At 44.8% G+C, this 19120-nt stretch carries 14 protein-coding genes; 11 read left to right on the top strand and 3 right to left on the bottom strand.

Annotated elements, in window-relative coordinates; all coding sequences use genetic code 11:
• Positions 1-77: 77 nt before the first annotated feature.
• The 11 genes from GC093_RS33985 to GC093_RS33935 all read left to right on the top strand — a co-directional run bounded on the left by GC093_RS33985 (position 78) and on the right by GC093_RS33935 (position 15988).
• Positions 78-1433 (top strand): extracellular solute-binding protein, encoded by a 1356-nt coding sequence (locus GC093_RS33985; protein WP_171656387.1) that lies wholly within the window; start codon positions 78-80, stop codon positions 1431-1433.
• A 21-nt stretch (positions 1434-1454) separates the two neighbouring features.
• Positions 1455-3233, top strand: coding sequence for a sensor histidine kinase (locus tag GC093_RS33980; RefSeq protein WP_171656386.1), 1779 nt, complete (start codon positions 1455-1457; stop codon positions 3231-3233).
• Positions 3211-4773 (top strand): response regulator transcription factor, encoded by a 1563-nt coding sequence (locus tag GC093_RS33975; protein ID WP_171656385.1) that lies wholly within the window; start codon positions 3211-3213, stop codon positions 4771-4773. The genes GC093_RS33980 and GC093_RS33975 overlap by 23 nt, the downstream gene beginning before the upstream one ends.
• Positions 4774-4947: 174 nt before the next feature.
• The gene (locus GC093_RS33970) at positions 4948-6285 is read left to right on the top strand and encodes an extracellular solute-binding protein (protein WP_171656384.1); all 1338 of its coding nucleotides are present in this window, start codon (positions 4948-4950) and stop codon (positions 6283-6285) included.
• Between the two features lie 56 nt (positions 6286-6341).
• Positions 6342-7289 carry a carbohydrate ABC transporter permease gene (locus tag GC093_RS33965; protein WP_246315806.1) on the top strand — a complete coding sequence of 316 codons (948 nt, stop codon included), beginning with the start codon at positions 6342-6344 and terminating at the stop codon, positions 7287-7289.
• A complete protein-coding gene (locus tag GC093_RS33960; protein ID WP_171656383.1) occupies positions 7289-8110 on the top strand; it encodes a carbohydrate ABC transporter permease in 822 nt (273 codons plus the stop codon). Before GC093_RS33965 ends, GC093_RS33960 begins: the two co-directional genes overlap by 1 nt.
• 78 nt (positions 8111-8188) lie before the next feature.
• A complete protein-coding gene (locus GC093_RS33955; RefSeq protein ID WP_171656382.1) occupies positions 8189-10540 on the top strand; it encodes a helix-turn-helix domain-containing protein in 2352 nt (783 codons plus the stop codon).
• Between the two features lie 212 nt (positions 10541-10752).
• Positions 10753-11709 carry an ABC transporter permease gene (locus GC093_RS33950; RefSeq protein WP_171656381.1) on the top strand — a complete coding sequence of 319 codons (957 nt, stop codon included), beginning with the start codon at positions 10753-10755 and terminating at the stop codon, positions 11707-11709.
• A gap of 28 nt (positions 11710-11737) precedes the next feature.
• Positions 11738-12616 carry a carbohydrate ABC transporter permease gene (locus tag GC093_RS33945; RefSeq protein ID WP_171656380.1) on the top strand — a complete coding sequence of 293 codons (879 nt, stop codon included), beginning with the start codon at positions 11738-11740 and terminating at the stop codon, positions 12614-12616.
• Between the two features lie 39 nt (positions 12617-12655).
• Positions 12656-14191, top strand: coding sequence for an extracellular solute-binding protein (locus GC093_RS33940; RefSeq protein ID WP_171656379.1), 1536 nt, complete (start codon positions 12656-12658; stop codon positions 14189-14191).
• A gap of 12 nt (positions 14192-14203) precedes the next feature.
• Entirely contained in the window at positions 14204-15988 is a 1785-nt protein-coding gene (locus GC093_RS33935) for a hypothetical protein (RefSeq protein WP_171656378.1), read from the top strand.
• Between the two features lie 60 nt (positions 15989-16048).
• On the opposite strand, the gene GC093_RS33930 is transcribed toward GC093_RS33935, so the two are convergent.
• The 3 genes from GC093_RS33930 to GC093_RS33920 all read right to left on the bottom strand — a co-directional run bounded on the left by GC093_RS33930 (position 16049) and on the right by GC093_RS33920 (position 18880).
• Entirely contained in the window at positions 16049-16843 is a 795-nt protein-coding gene (locus GC093_RS33930; RefSeq protein ID WP_171656377.1) for an ABC transporter ATP-binding protein, read from the bottom strand.
• Positions 16843-17757, bottom strand: coding sequence for an ABC transporter permease (locus tag GC093_RS33925; protein ID WP_171656376.1), 915 nt, complete (start codon positions 17755-17757; stop codon positions 16843-16845). The genes GC093_RS33930 and GC093_RS33925 overlap by 1 nt, the downstream gene beginning before the upstream one ends.
• A 79-nt stretch (positions 17758-17836) precedes the next feature.
• Entirely contained in the window at positions 17837-18880 is a 1044-nt protein-coding gene (locus GC093_RS33920) for an ABC transporter substrate-binding protein (protein WP_171656375.1), read from the bottom strand.
• Positions 18881-19120 lie beyond the last annotated feature (240 nt).

Here is a 19120-nt window from a genome sequence, read left to right as displayed (position 1 = left end):
TACAGAAAGTATGCTTTAATAACTATTCGGTTCACTTACCCAGCCATAAAAAATAGGAGAAGCAGGGAGGAAGCCCGATGATCAAACATTCTTTGCTGAGATGGAGCAGCGGCCTGCTCATTCTGATTCTCATATGTTCTATAGGCGCAGGTTGTGCGCTGGTATCTACGACAGAAGTACAAACGGATACAATGAAAGGCGGAGCAGATGGTAAGCAAAAGATCATATTGACCGTTTGGCATGATTGGATGGGACAAGATTCAACCTCCGAGACGATGCGCAAGCTGCTGGAGCGCTATCAAAAGGATAATCCCCATGTAGAGCTGCGCGCTCAGCCCATCATTCGGGATGTCTACAGATCACGGTTAAAGACGATGGCATCCGCCGGAGAGCTACCGGATGTGTTCCTCATTTGGCCCGATTCCATGACACGCGAATTTGTCAAAGGAGGATTAATTCAGCCCATTGATGATATGTTAAAAGCGAAGCCCGAGTGGGCAGCCGGATTCATGCCGCGATCGTTTGATTCGTTTACAGTGGATGGCAGCAAATATTCGGTCCCCATGTCGATGGCACCAGCTTCCTTCATCTTTTATAATCAAGCGATCTTCGATCAATATGGTGTGAAAGTACCTGAAACATGGGAGGAGCTGCTGAATGCAATCCGCATGTTCAACCGCCAAGGGATTATTCCGATTGCACTGGGCAATAAATCTTCATGGGTTGCTCAATCTGCTATTTTCAGTACGCTAGCTAACAGAGTAACCGGGACTGGATGGTTTATGGATGTACTCGGACAGAATGGTGCAAGGTTTACGGATCCGATATTTGTGAATGCGCTTTCTCGAATGCAGGAGCTGGCCAAGGCTCAGGCATTTCAAAGCAACTTCAATTATATGGATCATATTCAAATGGAGCAGCTGTATTACCGGAAGCAAGCTGCAATGTTTATGGATGGTGGCTCTGCTGTCAGCAATTTGATTGCCGGAGCACCGAAGGACGTGCTAGAGTCTACGCACATTACACTGTTCCCGACTGTAGCCGGAGGTAAAGGACTACCTCTATCAACGTCCGGTGTCGTGGGGAATGGGTTTGCTGTGAACAGCCAGCTTCAAGGAGAGCAGAAGGAGGCGGCATTCAAGCTTATCTATACATTGTCAGACCGTGATGCGCAAAGAAGCATATTAAACAGCAACACACTGGTAAGCTATCAGCTCGAAGTGGATCGGAGCACAGCTCATCCATTATTTGTTGAGCTGCAACAGCTGACCAACAAGGTGACGCTGCTGCCTGCTTACGAAACTCAATTAACTACAGCGGCGGTCGAGACTTTGAGCAATGGGATTCAAGAGCTGCTGAAAGGCGGATCTCCTGAGGAATTGGCCAAGAAGCTGCAGGATACACAAGCTAATGTACTCGGAAAATTTCGATAAACCAATGAAAGCGAGGATCCAATGAGGCATTTCTTCAGCACTTCCCTGCAAGGCAAGCTGTCTGTGATGATGCTTATAGCGACGGTTATTCCTCTTTTTTTTCAAGGTGCATTCTCTTACACAACTTCTGCACGGGTGAATGAGGAGAAAACGAAGCAAATAGGAATTGATTCCCTTCGAAGAATTCAGGATACGCTTCGTTTTATAGCGCAAGATGTGGAAGGCATGTCCATATTTCTGACAGGGGATAAAGATGTGCAGCAGTATATGAGCGGTTTTGACTTTGATTCGCCTGAGCGTTCGCGGATATTAGCTATGACGATGAACCTGATTCAATCCAAAGAGTACATTTCCAACATTACGATCTACTCCAAAAACAAAACGATGCCGCTGCATACGCAAAGTATTTACTTTTCCGATTTATCGAAGGTGATTGAGGATTGGGACTTAAGCGGAAAAAGATGGACTTCCTTATATAATAATCAGACTATTCATGGATCGGAGCATGTGTTTTCCTTTCTGCGCGCGGTCAAGAGCGGAGAGAATTATGATCAGCTTGGGTTTATCTCCATCAGCCTCAATGAAGCTGTGCTTTCACGCTATTTGGGAAGCCCTAATTTTGGTGTAGGGCAAGGTGACATTATGCTTTTAAACCGTCAAGGTGCTGTTATTTCAGGCAATAAAAAGGAATGGCTAACACAGCATTGGGATGCATTGTTTCCGGGCTCACTCTTATCCGATATGACCCAGACGGACGGTTTTTTTAATTATGGGGATGGTCATGATAAAAAAACGGTGCTGTATATCCGGATACCGGGGTTGGATTGGACACTTATAGGCTTAGTGCCTTATGAGCTGTACAGTAAAGAAAACCAGTTTATATGGCTTCTGACGGGTACTTCTGTCACTTTGGCGGCGGTGTTAACGTCAGGCTTAATTTTATTTGTAGTGCGCCATGTTACCAAGCCATTAAAGGTGCTGCGGCGCAATTTGGTCCGGTTTGACCCGAACGAGCCTATTCCGCTCTACCAATTCGAATCTCCGGATGAGGTCGGCCAGCTGGTCGGCAGCTATAACAAGCTGGGAGAGCATATTAAAAGGCTCAAAGAGCAGCTGATTATGCTGGAAACAAGGAAAAAAGAAGCCGACATCCGTGCTCTGCAAGCACAGATTAACCCGCATTTTTTGTATAATACACTATCGTCGATCCATTGGATTGCCTTGATGAGTAAACAACAGCGGATCGCTGATATGGTGGGCGCGCTTAGTGATTTTCTTCGATTCAGTTTGAACAAGGGAAAGGACTTCTGCACGGTGGAGCAAGAAATCAATCATGTGAAAAACTATGCTTTGATTCAATCCATTCGGTATCCCAAAAGATTCGATATTCAGTTCCACATGGATTCCAAAATAGCAGCTGTTCCCATGCTTAAATTACTGCTGCAGCCGTTAGTGGAGAATGCCATGATTCACGGTCTGAAAAAGAGCAAACGGGGCGGCTCGATTTATATTAGCGCAGTGCAAGAGCCACGGGGCATGAGGTTTATGGTGCATGATGATGGGGTAGGCATGGCGGAGGAAAAGCTCTCCAAGCTGTCCGTAGAGCTGCTGCAGCCACTGAGCGGCAACACGGTTGATCCATCGGGAAGCTATGGATTGCGCAATGTGAATGAGCGGCTGCTGCTGCACTACGGCCGTTCTTCCCAACTGCAGCTGGAGAGCCAGGAAAGCCAAGGTACTCGGGTTTCATTTATCATTCCAATAAAGGAGCATGAAGATGAAGGTTATGATCGTGGATGATGAAGTGATTATTAGAGAAGGTCTTTCAACAGTTATAGATTGGAGACAATTGGGCTTTCAGTTTCTTGAGCCCGCTGAGTCTGCGGAGGAAGCGCTGGAACGGATTCCGGTGGAGAAGCCGGATCTGTTGTTGACGGACATCCGCATGGAGGAGATGGACGGATTGACTTTAGCCAAAGAGGCTAAAGCAATGTTTCCCGATTTGGAGGTCATTATGCTGACAGGCTATGACGATTTTAGTTATATGCAGCAAGCGATTCGTAATGAGGTAAGTGACTATCTGCTCAAGACGAGCCGTCCGGGTGACATTATACAAGCGGTGCTTAGAGCTGCACAGCGTATCCGTTCCAGATGGAATTCGAACAGTAAGGTATATCATAAGGAAAAAGAAATAAGGAACCATTGGTTTGAGAAAATATTGGCTGGAGACAGTGGGGTGGACAAGCTTGCATGGGGCGAATATTTTCCGTTATTCAAGGTTTCAGAGCGTGAGGGTAAGCCAAGCTGCTTTCAAGCGGTATTGATTAAGGCGGAAGGCTGGGGAAATGTCGATGGCAGTGGGCTTCTACTGCAATTTGCTGTGGAGAATATGCTGCGCGAGATCGTTTCCTGTGAGACGTTGGCCGGTAAGCGTTATCTGGTGGCTGTTATGAAATATGACGAGGGTAAGGGCCAAGAAGAGTGTTACTGTAAGCTGTTTCCAGAAATCGAAAGGCTGTTGAAATGCACGCTGTATTGCGCTGCTGGAACACCAGTGGGAACGATTGAAGAGATTGGTACCTCTTACAAAAAGGCGTTGCAAGTAGCTAAATATTGGGAAATATTCACACAAGAACGAATATTGGGCTACGAACGTATCGGAGAGAGGAAGGGGTGGAGAACGGTTAGCTCGCGTCAGGAGGAAAATGAATTATCACAGCTGCTATTAGCTAATGATTCTATCAGGCTTAACCAATGGATCGGGACTCGTGTTTCCGAACATATGGAACATCCTGAGGTTACCTATGAATCGTACTCCTCCTATATTCAATCGCTTGCCTTGTCGGGGTTTCGTTGGTTGGAGAGAATGGCCGCAGAGATGGAAGCATTAAAGGAAGGCATCGCCGATTATTCCTCTTTTGGTGAGAAGGGCGATGCGGTTTTGCGTGACAAGCTGCAGCAATATTTGGAAACCATCATGAACGCTTATCATCTAAGTGTGTCGAAAGGGCCATCCGCCTATGTTCAGCAGGCAATCGCGTATATACAACAAAACATCGGAAACCAGAAGCTGAGCCTTCATGAAGCGGCACGTTACGTTCACCTTCATCCCGGACATTTCAGCGAGGTTTTTAAACGTGTGACGGGTACTACCTTTGGAGACTACCTGATTCAAGAGAAATTGGAGCTTGCCAAAGAATTGCTTCTGGATCCGTTCATTAAAATCAGCGAAGTTGCCCACTCGGTTGGCTATGAGGATGTCAAGTATTTTAGCCAGCAATTTAAAAGATATTACTCACAAACACCTTCGGAATACCGCGAAGAACGGATTGGTAAGTAGAGCCTATATGCACTATGGCATACCGTTTTTCCAATTACCTGAACATACTCTAACCTAAACCTTTTGATACTCTCCTTTATCATGAGGCGGTATATTCTTACAATAAGAACTACGAAGACATTTTGCTCAAAGACAAAATGAAATCGTTTGCAGGAAAAATAGGGAGGTTGAATCATGAAAAAAGCAGTAACATCGTTGACGCTTTCGTCCATGCTCTTACTGGCAGCTTGTGGCGGTGCAGCGCCAACAACTACAGCTGGCAAACAGGACACTCCGACTAACAATGACAAGAAACCGGCTGAGACTAAAGCGGCCGATGCTAGCAAGCCCGGAGAGAAGAAAACATTGGAATTTTGGTATATTGACCCGGGCGATAAGGAAAAGGTTTATCTGGAAGCGGTTGAACGGTTTAAGAAAAAGCATCCGGACGTTGAAGTGAAAACCTTACAAACCCCTAATGACACCTATAAACAAAAATTCGCTGTAGCCATGTCGGGCGGCAATCCTCCTGACGTGTTCCATTCCTGGGGTGGCGGTTGGTTAAAGGAGTTTGTTACTCAAGGCAATGTGCTCGACATTACTGGCAAAATCGATGCTAATTCTTATGTGAAGACGGTTTTGGACAATGCTACATTTAACGGGAAAAATTATGGAGTTCCATTGGGTCTTTCCATTACTATGGTTTGGTATAACAAAGATATATTTGCCAAATACGGCATTAAGCAGCCTGCTACATGGGAAGAGTTCTTAACTGTTATCGATACATTAAAGCAAAATAAACTGATGCCATTCACATTGGCTAACCAGCCTAAATGGCCGGGAGCTTACTATTTCATGTATTTAGCCGACCGTGTTGCTGGGCCGGAACTTTTCAAGGGCGCTCTTGGGCGCACTGGCAAAACCTTTGATGACGAAGGTTATGTACAAGCGGGCAAATATATTCAGGATTTGGTAAAAAGAGATGCCTTTAACAAAGGCTTTAACGGGGTCCCTTGGGATGCAGGTCAAGGCAGACAGCTGTTTTACACAGAGCAGGCTGCGATGCTCGTTATGTCTAATTCAATAGTGAACAATGTAAGGACGGAAGCTCCAACATTTGAGAAAAAGCTTGATTTCTTCCCATTCCCAACAGTTCCAGGAGGTAAGGGCGATCCATCCGACATCGGCGGGGCATCCGCCCCGGTGTGGTCTGTATCCGCTAAAACTAAGAACCCGGATCTGGCCATCGAGCTTATTAAAGAACTGTCAAGTCAAGAAACGGCACAAAACTATTCAGATCGCACCGGCTCTCCTGTTGGGGTAAAAGGTGTTACTTATAAGGATGAATACGCGAAACGCCTCGGAGTATACGTTGACAAGGCCAAAGACATTCACTGGCCGTATGACCAGACGCTGCCGCCTGATTTGGCTGAGCTGCACAAGGATACGACGCAAGCAATTTTCGGATTATCCATGACTCCGGAAGAAGCAGCGAAGAAAATGGAAGAGAAAGCCAAGCAAATCCTTAAATAAGAATAGCAGCCTTACGTGGATGAAGAGGGGGGAATTCCTCTCTTTATCCCAATGGCATGGAGGATGTGATAGTTATGGATACAACGGTTGCTAACCTTGGCCAAGTAACACAAACACAAATGAGAAGAAAAAGAGTTTTGAACAAAAGAGTCACCGTGGCTTTATTCATAGCCCCTGCTTTGCTGGTTTACTTGCTTTATATGGTATATCCGATTATCGGAACTCTTCAATACAGTCTTTACGATTGGAAGGGCGGACCTGACAAAACGTTTGTAGGCTTCAACAACTATGTGAAGCTGTTTGCTGACTCTGTTTTTTGGAGCTCCCTAGCTAATAACCTGAAGGTGGTACTGGCTTCCGTATTCCTGCAAATTCCTCTGGGGCTGCTTATGGCGCTTCTGCTGTTTGCTCCGATTAAGGGAATGCGTTTTTTTCAAACGGTATATTTTATGCCTTTCTTGATGTCTACTGTAGCAATTGGCTTGCTCTGGGTATTTATGTTCGATCCGCTGAACGGTTCCGTGAATAGGCTGATAGGCCTCTTCGGCATAGAAAATATAGCCTGGTTGAGTGAATCCAAGACAGCTATGGCTTCTATATTGCTCGTGGTTGTATGGCAGTATGCTCCTTTTTATATGATTTTGTTTAAAGCAGCTATTGTGGGTATTTCCGAGGAATTATATGAAGCCGCGTCCATTGATGGAGCTGGACCTTGGACACGGTTTTCACGCATTACATTCCCTATGCTGGTCCCAACGATTGTAACATCTTCTATATTAGCGATAGTTGGTTCTCTTAAAGCATTCGATATCTTCTACATAATGACAGGCGGCGGTCCGAGCAACAGCACAGAATTGTTAGGAATCTATATGTACAAACAAGCCTTTATCCATTTTAATATGGGATTTGCCAGCGCAGTTGCCTTTATGATGTTCTTGCTCGCTTTTCTTGTCGCTGGAATTATTCAATACTTGGAATACAACCGGAAGAAGGGGGCGGTCTAATGGCGCTAAAAACCTTCAAGACCATTCCTTTATATATCCTTTCTCTAATCTTATTAATTTTTACCGGATACCCATTCTTGTACATGGTACTGACTTCATTCAAAACGCAGGAAATGTTTTTTATGGATCCCTTTTCATTATTCGTTCCGGTTCAATTTGGCAATTATGTGATGGCCTTTGAGAAGGGCTTGACCAGCTATTTTGTAAATAGCTTTTACGTTACAGCGCTCTCGGTTATGCTTATTGTTCTGTTTGCTGCTCTAGCCAGCTATCCTTTAAGCCGGATTCGCTTTCGTATGAGTAAGGTTCTATTTATGCTTTTTGTATCGGGCATGATGCTCCCTATCCATTCCACATTAATTCCTATATTTAAGCTGACTCAGGATATGGGAATGTATGATTCGCTCATGGCGCTCCTCGGGCCCTATATTGCATTCAGCTTGCCGATTTCGATTTTTATCCTTACTCAGTTTATGTCAGAGCTTCCCCGTGAAATTGAAGAAGCTGCTGAGATCGACGGCTGTACGCATGCGCGCATCTTTTGGAATATTATTCTGCCCATGATTGTACCTGCGCTGTCCACCATTGTTATTTATAATTTTATTCATATATGGACAGAATTTATTTTTGCGCTTGTGTTAATCACCAGTCCTGAGAACATGACGCTTCCGCTAGGCATGCAAAAGTATTACGGGGAGCTGACGGTTAATGTTCCTGCTTTAATGGCTGCTTTAACCATGGCAAGCTTGCCGATTTTGCTGGTCTATTTTTTCGCTCAGGAAAAAATCGTCAAAGGGTTGACGGGCGGAGCCGTCAAATAAATGCTTTTAGAACCTTCTCTCTCTCTGGTATGATGTAGTGGATCTTAACAGAGGAGTGAAAGCATGCTCAGGTTGATAATGTCATTTTTCAGATCTTTGGGTTCGGATAAATCGGGAAAAGGTAACTTTTACAGAAAAAGCCTAGTTTTTGTTGTCGCGGTTGCCTGTATTCCTACAGGCATCATCGGAATAAGCTCCTACTACATCGGCAGCAATAAAATTGAACAAGAAGTCAACCGCACCCATCAGCTGCAGTTAAACAAAGGGATACAGCGGATCGATTACAGCTTCTCACAGCTCGAGCTAAGCTTAACCCAATGGGCTCTTAATCCCACTTTTGGCGCCAAGCTCCGGAATTTGGATCCTGTGGATCAGTACACGGATATCCAAGATATTTATAAATCGATCTTAACCTTGAAGGGCTCAAATCCACTTATTGAAAAAGCCTCCATATATATAGACGCGCCGTCGATCACCATTAATGATGAGATAACCGAACGGATAAATGACGTAAAGGAACAGAATGATTTTCGGTCCTTGCTGCAATCCCAATCTTCAATTTATTGGCTTTCTCCTTATACAGACCTGCATTTGAAGCAAACGGGGAACTCTTTAATATTAGTGCATACTTTATCGGGGCAAGGTATTAAGCCTTTCGGAGCGCTGCTGCTGTACCTGAATCCACAAAAGGTTGAAGCATTAGTAAGGGATTTAAATAGCGATGAGAACGGCGCTTCCTTTATTTTGGATGGGGATTACCGCTGGATCACTGCTCCCGTTTCCGCCAGTGCAATTGCCAAAGACCTGCAAACTGCTCTTAGCGGAGAACTAGCTTCAAGGAAAGATAATGGCAGTCCATTTGTGTATAACTTTCATGATAAGGCTTACTCTGTTTCAAATGGCTTATTAAATCGGCTCGGACACCCATGGATATACGTTTCTGTGACCAGTATGTCGAATTTGACAGCTCCAGTTGTGCTGATTTCACGCCTACTAACGGCCATTTCATTGGTTGTCTTAGTTTTAGCGTTGTTGTTGTCCTGGTTCGCTTCCAATAAGATTTATAGGCCTATTCAACGAATTGTTAGGCTTATTCAATCGGATAGTCTTTCCGGAGATAAAGAGTCCAAGGATGAAATCGAGCTGATAGAGAAGAAGTGGCAGTATGTAACCCGTGAGAGTAAGGTGCTTCATGAACGGCTTGAGAGAGCGCTTCCTGTTTTGAAGGAAGGTTTTATGCTGCAGCTGGTACAGGGCCATCTCCAGGGATTGTCTGAGGAGGAAGCGTTAGAGCAAATAACGCAATACGGGTGGGATACCCAAGGAAAGATATACAGAATGATGCTTATTCAGCTTCATGGACTTTCCAATTTGAATGGGCGGTTTGTAGATGGCGACGAGCAATTAGTTACATTTGCGGCTTCAAATATTATTGAAGAAATAGCGGGGCAGAGAGTGGAAGCGGCACAGTTCGGCGTCATCAACTTTCGGAATTTAACTGTTGGACTGCTTCTCTTTATCCCTGAAGGCAAACAAAACGAAGCTTCAAAGAGAGAGCTGTATCAATTAGCTAACGAAATAATTCAAGCATTAAATCAGCTGTTAAAGGTTCGGGTAACAATAAGCATTAGCAAGGCCGCTCATTCGATGAAACAAATTTCCTACACGTTGGAGGAATCCCGTCAAGCCCTCCGGTACCGAAGCATGGACGCGGAATATGAAATCATCGACACCGAGGAGCTCCTGCCTCAAGGCGAGAAGGTTGTGTATCCGTTCGACCTGGAGCAGGAAATTATGCAAACCTTGCGTCTTGGCATGTTGACGGAAACTGTTCAAAATATCGAAGATTTCTTATTAGAATTGCAAAAGCAGGCGGTTAAAGAGGGCAGTGTACAGCAGGGGATGCTGCAGCTGCTTGGCAGTATTTTGCATGTGGTGCTTCAATCAGGCTTTAATCCGGAAAAAATTTATTCTGGGATGAATCCGTATGAGCAATTAAACAGACTAAGGGAACCGGAGGACATCCTCGATTGGTTTAACAGCAAAATTATTACTCCTTACATAACAGAGCTTATAGAGGTACAGGATTTCTATTTGAAGCAGCTTGTCACGAAAGCGGCGGATTTGATTCGACGCGAATATATGAATGATATTTCGCTTGAATACTTGGCTGATTTGTACGGGACGAGCACCGTAAAGCTCAGCAGTGGGTTTAAACAAATAACCGGAGTTAATTTTATCGACTACTTGACGCAAATTCGGATGAATCATATAAAAGAGCTGCTGCTTACTACCGATATGAAAATTAACGACATTGCACTTGCCTGCGGCTACCAGCCGACTTATTTCAACCGTATATTTAAAAAGCATGAAGGCGTTACAGCTAGCGAATACCGTGAAAAGTATAAACATGCATCAGGCACAATCTAATGACAATTGAATGAGCAGCCATCTAAAAAAGCCGTCCGATCAGGCATTCCGGGCGGTTTTTTATTTTTATAAAAAAGTGTTATTCGCTTAAAAATGTATTACTGCCTTGATTTTGAATAAATAGAAAAGTGTTATTGTTTGTTTTTGCAGCCCCCTTTATAGTCAAGACCATGAGCAGCCACAAACTATTACAGAATGGAGTTGAACCAAATATGAATGCTCACACTTCGGCGTTGGCGCCGCCTTCCAGAAAGCATAGCTCCGTGCAGCGGGTATGGAAGAGGATATTAAGAAACAAGTCTTTATACTTGCTGGGGCTGCCGGGGATCGTTTTCTTCCTTATATTCAAGTATGTTCCAATGTGGGGGATTTTGATTTCGTTTCAGGATTATTCGCCGTTTCAAGGAATGCTGAATAGTCCGTGGGTAGGGCTCAAGCATTTTGAGAGGCTGTTCTCTCATCCCGATTTTCTGATACTGCTGCGCAATACAATGGCAATTAATGTACTTAATTTAATCTTCTTTTTCCCATTGCCGATTATATTATCATTACTCTTAAATGAAGTTGGCAATCTTGTGTTTAAGCGGATCATTCAGTCCATCATTTATTTGCCGCATTTTCTATCGTGGGTCATTATTGCCGGTATCAGCTTTTTGCTGCTCTCTAAGGGAGAAGGTATTGTCAATAAGCTGCTGGAGGCAGGGGGGTTCAACAAATTCGACTTTTTGACAAACCCGGATGTGTTCTGGGGGCTGTTAACGGTCCAATCGATTTGGAAGGAAGCGGGATGGGGGACCGTCATTTTTCTGGCAGCTATAGCTGGAGTAGATCCACAGCTGTATGAAGCGGCCAAAATGGACGGAGCCAGCAGGCTCAGACAAGCCTGGCATGTTACTCTACCCGCAATCCGCAGTGTTATTATCATTTTGCTCATTTTACGTATTGGTCATATTATGGATGTCGGGTTCGAGCAGGTGTTTCTGATGATGAACGGTGCTGTGTCAGAGGTTGCTGACGTTTTCGACACATATGTGTACAGACTTGGAATTCGGCAAGGTCAGTTCAGCTTTACTACGGCCGTCGGTTTATTCAAATCCATCATTGGGTTAATTCTTGTCATTTTGTCTAACCGCTTGGCCAAACGTTTTGGAGAAGAGGGCGTTTATTGATTCAATAAGAAAGGAGGTATATCCAGGGATGATACAAAGCTCAATAGAACGCTACATGAATGTAGGCATTCACGGCCTGCTTCTCTTGATAGGAGCTGCTGCACTGTTCCCATTGTATTATGTTTTCGTTATCTCTTTCACGGATCCGTCGGAGTATATAAAGGGTGGAGTCCTCTTATTTCCCCAGAAATGGACGTTGGACTCTTATGAGTATTTGATGTCTACCAAGTCGTTCAGTCGTGCAATCGGTGTAAGCGGCTTTCTCGCTATTGTGGGTACGGGCTCCAGCCTGCTGGTGACATCTGCCCTCGCCTACACGTTATCTCGCAAACAGCTTTATGGGAGAAGATTGCTGCTGCTTGGAATTTTACTGACAACGCTGTTTCACCCAGGCATCATCCCTCCGTTTATATTAGTGAAAGAAATGGGCTTGATTAACAGCGTCTGGGCGCTCATACTACCTGTACTAACAAGCGGTTGGTATGTGCTGCTTATGAAGGGCTTCTTCGATGGAATTCCGGTGAGCCTGGAAGAAGCGGCAACGATTGACGGTAGCGGAGATTTGGGGGTATGGTTCAAGATTATATTGCCTTTATCTTTACCGGCGATGGCTGCATTCGGTTTGTTTTACGCGGTTGCTTATTGGAATACTTTCTTCTCAGCCGTTCTGTATATCAATGACCATGCGAAATGGCCTTTACAGGTGCTGCTGCAAAATATGCTAATCGATTCATCTACAGCCGTAGGCGGCGACGCTGCTGCGGAGATGATGGCTGAACAGCGGATTCCTCCAGAAACATTGAAGATGGCTGCTGTCGTTATTGCTACAGTTCCGATATTGTTGGTTTATCCGTTTCTTCAAAAGCATTTCTCCAAAGGGGCTATGGTTGGCTCCGTGAAGGAATGACCCCATACATTTTGAATTTAAAAAGGGAGGCTTACAAAAATGAGTAAATGGAATAAAACAGTAGTTGCATGCACGACAAGCATTCTGGCTTTTTCAGCTTTGGCTGCATGCACAGGAAAGACAGATCAGGGAGCGTCAGAAGAAGGAGCAGCTGACCCTAAATCAGTTAAGCCTGTGGAAATTAGTATCATGACAACGTTTTATTCACCGGAACCGCCGGATGAGAATAATTCGATCAGTAAAGAAATTGAGAAAAGAACAAATACGAAGCTGAAATTTAGTTGGCTGTCCCCCAATAACTATGAAGAGAAAATGAATGTGACTCTGTCTTCGGGTGATATGCCTGATCTGATGCTTGTAAGCGACCCGTTTGCCCCAGTTATTCGGAAAGCTGCAGCTCAAGGCGCATTCTGGGATGTTACCGAGCTGTATTCCAAATATCCGAAGCTAGCGGAATTCCCGAAGGACTCTTGGGAGCTAACGAAGATGGAGGATGGTAAAAACTACGGTATACCGAGGGTTCGTCCGACTGAAGGGGGGGGCTTCCCCTATGTACGCAAAGACTGGCTGGATAAATTAGGTATTCCGGTTCCTCAAACTATAGATGAAGTATATAAAGTATGGAAGGCTTTTGTCGAAAATGATCCCGATGGGAATGGCAAGGCGGACACAATTGGCTACGCTGCTTATGTAGCACAGGATGGGATGGGCTCGATAGGCTGGGTGGAATCTGCGTTTAATGGTACGAATGGCTCGTGGAAGCTCGTGAACGGCAAGCTGGTGAATATCAATATACTGCCGGAAACGAAGGACTCGCTGATCTTTCTAAACAAGGCCTACATGGAGAAGCTGATCCCAGAGGATTTTGCCATTCTCAAGGCAACTCAAGCCAAGGATATGATGAAAGCTAGTAAATCGGGAATGGGAAGCGATACACCTGAGGCCGCCTGGGAGCCGACCCAGGAGCTGAGAAAAACGAACCCTAAGGCGGATGTGCTGCCTCTGGCCAGTATCAATGGATTTACGAACAAAGATACCGGATTTAATGGCATGTATGTTATCAACAAGAAGGTGCCTGAGGCCAAGCTGAAAAAGATTATGGAAATGCTTGATTATGGTGCTACAGACGAGGCATGGGATCTGGTCAGCTTCGGCTTGAAGGATACCCATTATACGGAGAAGGACGGAAATAAAGTATTCACGGAGCTTGGCCAAAAAGAGCTGGTAACGCAGGGCGCATTCAAGCAGCTGTTGTACAAAAATGATAAGTATCAGCGGGCTTTCCGTAATGGTATGCCTAACGATTATCTGGAAAGAAACAAGAAGGTTATCGATGAACGGGCAAAAGTAAGTCAATCGAACCTGTCTGTCGGCTTGTATTCAGAAACAGCTCTTACAGTTGGTCCTGAAATCAATAAGAAGATTCAAGATATGAAAACCAAAATCATTTATGGCAAAGAACCTATTACTGCATGGGATGAATTTGTGAAAAAGCTGCAAATGGAAGCAGACTTCCAGAAAATGACCAAGGAACTGAATGATTCTTATCAGAAACGTGTAGGCGGAAAGAAATAAGGAGGCGAGGAGATGCTGCATGATATGTTGGGGTGGATTCGAGATCAGAAGATGCCCTCTTCTTTTGAAAGCACAGGCTTAACGAAGACTATTTATCTGGATATTATGGAGCAAACTTTGCGTGCCTATAACAAGGAAGCGCTGGAGCGTCGGCTCCCGCCAAGCAAGGCTGACAAAGTGGATGATATTCATGCTTATGCCCGAATTACGAGCATCATAGGTATCTTAATTTCACAAGGGCGGCTTAGAGGCTGGCGTTCCTTGTGGGAGCGTATGATGGATGCATGCTGCAATGATTTTCATAGAGCAAGCCATGACTACATGATCGATTTCTCAGTAAAGGAAATTATGCTGTCGTATTTAGCTATGAAAGAGCAGTTGGATGAACCCACTAGAGAGCGTTGGCTGACGGAACTTCGCAAAATTGAACCGGAGCGGAATTATTTCCATTTGATCCGCGAAGGCAGGGATGAATCGCATCTGCATAATATTAATGTGTACAATATGGTAGGTGAATATTTGCGGGAAACGGAAGGGTTGACGGACACAAACGATTATTTCGCTCGTCATTGGCCGGCGCAGCTTGAGCGGTTTGATGGCAATGGGATGTATAAGGACCCGAATTGTCCAATACTGTATGATCTGGCCACACGTGTTCAAATTCAATTGGTGCTTGGGCATGGCTACAAAGGTGAATTCCTCGAAGCATTGGACAGTCAATTGAAGAAAGGGGCGCTATGCACCTTATTCATGCAGTCGGCTGCGTTCGAGCACCCTTATGGAGGGAGAAGCAACCAGTATTTATTTAATGAAGCGCTCATGGCAGCTAATGCGGAATACGAGGCTTGCAGATACAGAGATTCAGGTGATTTAAAAACAGCAGGGGCCTTTAAGCGCAGCGCTCGTCTGGCGGTTCAGTCTGTTCTTCGTTGGCTGGAGAAGGAACCGCCTCGGCATATTAAAAATATGTATGCAATTGAATCTCAAGTTGGTACAGAAAGCTACGGTTACTATGACAAGTATATGGCTACACTCGGCTCGTTCATCTATATCGCTTATTTGTTTGCAGATGACCAAATTGAGGAGCAGCCATGTCCGGCCGAAATAGGGGGGTATGTCTGGGAAACCTCTGAAGCCTTTCATAAAATATTTGCCAACGCCGCTAACTATTCGTTACAGATCGATACGAAAGCGGACCATCATTACGACAGCACGGGGCTCGGACGCCTTCACCGGCGGGGGGTACCCAGTGAACTCGGGCTTTCGACTCCTTTCACTGCGACCCCAAGCTATGTACTTCCTGCAGGAACTAAGCCGACTAGCCTTGCTATTGGTCCAGGCTGGAAGGACGATAATGGAAATTTAGAATTCTTGTCGGATCTATCGGATGGGCTGGAGCATAGAGTGAAGGTTTTGGCAGAAAGTTCTGATAGGGTTATATTTGAGCTGGAATACTTCGGAGATGCCTTTACCAGCAGTTGTGCATCGATTAAAGAGTGTTACACATTAAATAAGGATGGTCTAGTAATCCATTCCGAGCTGAATGATCGCTTGAATTCGCAAGATATTGTGTTCCGCGTCCCGCTGTTGTGTTCGAATGGTGAAGCAGGTACCGAGCAGGTAAAACATAATGGAAAGCTTATAGTTAGTATGAAGAGTAACGATTATATTATCGATTTTGAAGAGGGATGTAAAATATTGGAATGTCATACAGCTAACCGAAACGGCCAGTACTCGGTTTTGCAAGTAGAAGGCCAGTCAAAGGCTAAAGTTCAAGTTCATCTACAGCTGCGCTAATGATTGGTATATGAGAAAAGACCGGAGTCCTCCTTTGGAGGAACCCGGTCTTTCGCTGTTTTAGCCGAGTACAACGCGGTCATCGGACAATTTGTTGCCGCTAATTTTCTCGAACTCGCCTAGCAACTGCTCGATCGTTAAGTCCTTTTTGCGCTGCTCGTTAACATCTAGAATGATTCGGCCTTTATCCATCATAATCAGGCGATTGCCCAGACGAATGGCTTGTTCCATATTATGAGTAACCATAAGGGTTGTTAGCTTCATTTCACGTACAATATCCTCGGTCAATTGAGTGATTAATTCAGCTCTGGCTGGATCAAGCGCCGCCGTATGCTCATCCAGAAGCAATATCTGCGGTCTCGTGAAGGTAGCCATCAACAGGCTTAATGCTTGTCTTTCTCCTCCGGATAATAATCCAACCTTCGCCCGAAGCCTGCTTTCCAGACCGATTCCCAAACGCTGCAGCTGCTCATGAAAGAAAGAACGTTTACTCGAAGTAACCCCAAATCCAAGCCCTCTTTGTTTACCGCGCGCATAAGCCATTGCGAGATTCTCTTCAATGGTCATACGAGGAGCCGTACCGGCCATCGGATCCTGAAAGACGCGTCCAATCCAGCGGCTGCGTTTATATTCAGGAAGCTGGTGAATGGCATTTCCCTCGATCTTAACCTCACCTGTATCCGGAGACATAACGCCGGATATAATGTTCATTAATGTTGATTTTCCCGCACCATTGCTGCCGATAACGGTAATGAAATCGCCTGGATTCAGGTTCAAATTGATATCGATCAGGGCTATTTTTTCATCCGCTGTACCTGGATTGAATAATTTAGAGACATTGGAGAGCTGTAGCATCAGCGGCCACCTCCCGTTTTTTGCTGGTGGGCGAAGGCGATCAGCTCGGCAGAGCGTTTCTTAGCTAAAGCCCGCTGCTTCATAGTACGCCGCAGAGAGGGAAGTACTAAAGCAACGATAACAATGATAGCCGTAATGAGCTTAAGGTCGGATGATTTTAACCATTCCACTTGGAGAGCAAGTGCTACAACGATGCGGTAAACGATCGACCCAAGCACTGCAGCAAGTGTAGCAAAAAAGACGGAACGTGCACCAAAGATAGCTTCACCGATAATAACAGAGGCTAATCCGATTACAATCATCCCGATTCCCATTGAGATGTCTGCAAACCCCGATTGCTGAGCGATGAGCGCACCCGAAAGGGCTACAAGCCCATTGGATAAGCTCACACCTAGAATGGTAGTGCTATCCGTATTGGCGCCGAGACTTCTTATCATTCTGGAATTGTCGCCAGTAGCTCTAAGAGCCAGCCCTAAGTCAGTATGAAGAAAGGCATCGAGCATCAGCTTGACTATGATCACGATGATCAGCATGACCGTAAGCGGTGAAATGTTAATGAATAGGGTGTCGGAGCCGAGCAAGGAAATGTTCGGCTTGCCCATAATTCTCAAATTAATAGAATAAAGCGCAATCATCATTAAAATTCCGGATAGCAATCCGTTAATTTTACCCTTGGTATGCAAGAGTCCTGTACATGCACCAGCCACGAGACCGCCAACGAAAGCAGCTAAGCAGGCAAGTATAGGAGCATAGCCGTTGGATATCATGATGGCCGCAATAGCTCCTCCGGTTGTGAAGCTGCCATCCACAGTTAAATCGGGGAAATCCAGGATGCGGAACGTGATATAAACGCCAAGCGCCATTAAGGCATACAGCAGGCCTAGTTCAACCGCGCCGTTTAGCGATTCAAACATAATCAATACCTCCTGAGAGTACACTAATTAGAACAGGAGTGAACGAACAAGACGTTCACTCCTGCAAATTGGTTGTGGTTTACTGGATGATATTTTTCTCTTTATCTATAACAACAGCTTTCATTGCTTCAGTAACTTCTATGCCTTGATCCTTAGCTGCTTTTAAATTCAGAATGAGATCCAGCTTATCCGGAACGGTTACTTTCATATCCGCAGGCTTTTTGCCGTTTTTTAGAATATCTACAGCCATCTGCCCGACTTGATAACCGTGATCATAATATTTGAAGCCGAATGTAGCAAATGCACCTTTTTCAACCGTATCGCGATCACTGGAGAAGAAAGGAATATGTTTATCTTTTGCAATTTGCAGTATAGTATCCACACCGCTGACTACTGTGTTGTCTAATGTAATATAAAGAGCATCAACCCGACCAACCAATGATTGCGCAGCCTGCTTAACCTCTGAGGTGTTAGTGACCGGGGCTTTAATCAGCTTGATACCATGCTTAGACAAAGCTTCTTCCGCTTTTTTACCCATAACAACCGCATTAGACTCACCTTCATTAATTACTAGACCCACCGTTTTTACCTTCGGAAAATTGCTGGCCACGAAATCCATCAGCTTAGTAATGGCTTCCGGATTGGTGTCTGAAGCTCCAGAGATGTTGCCGCCTGGTTTATCCATGTTGGTTACAATTTTGGCAGCCACAGGATCCGTCACAGCTGCGAATAAGACGGGAGCTTTCTTTACTTGCTGTACGACAGCTTGGGCTGATGGTGTTGCAATCGCGTAAACCAAATCATTATCGGCTGAAGCTAATTTCTGCGCGATAGATAGGTTGTTTGTTTGATCGCCCTGAGCGTTATTGTAATCAAGTTTCAAATTGCTGCCTTCGGTTATTCCTGCATCCTTCAATGCTGCGAGAAAGCCTTGTCTAGTGGCATCAAGTGACGGGTGCTCGACGATTTGTGAGATCGCAACTTTATACGTTTTTTGCTCAGTTTTAGCTGATCCAGATGCTCCTGGAGTTTCTGTATTACCAGTGCTTGGTTTTTGTCCACAGCCTACAGCAGTTAGCAGGACGGTTGCCAGTACAAGCGATACCCAAGTTTTCTTTTTCATAGTAATTCCCCTCTCATTATGTAAGTAAGATTGCTTACGCATGCATGTTCATCGAAGTGACACGGGAATCTCTCCCTGCATTTAATCGGTAAAAGCGCTAAAGCGAAACGATCAAAATGACCCATCATGCTTAAGTATATTTAACCATAGTTTAATTCGACATCCTATTTTCGTCAAATATTTTCAACTGGAAAAAGGGTGTTTGTAAATAATTTCATTATATGTATTTTTATGTTGATG

This window comes from Paenibacillus foliorum (assembly GCF_013141765.1).
GTDB classification, from domain to species: Bacteria; Bacillota; Bacilli; order Paenibacillales; family NBRC-103111; genus Paenibacillus_S; species Paenibacillus_S foliorum.
The sequence above is the reverse complement of the archived record's forward strand: the minus strand, read 5'-3'. Positions and strand labels throughout refer to the sequence as shown.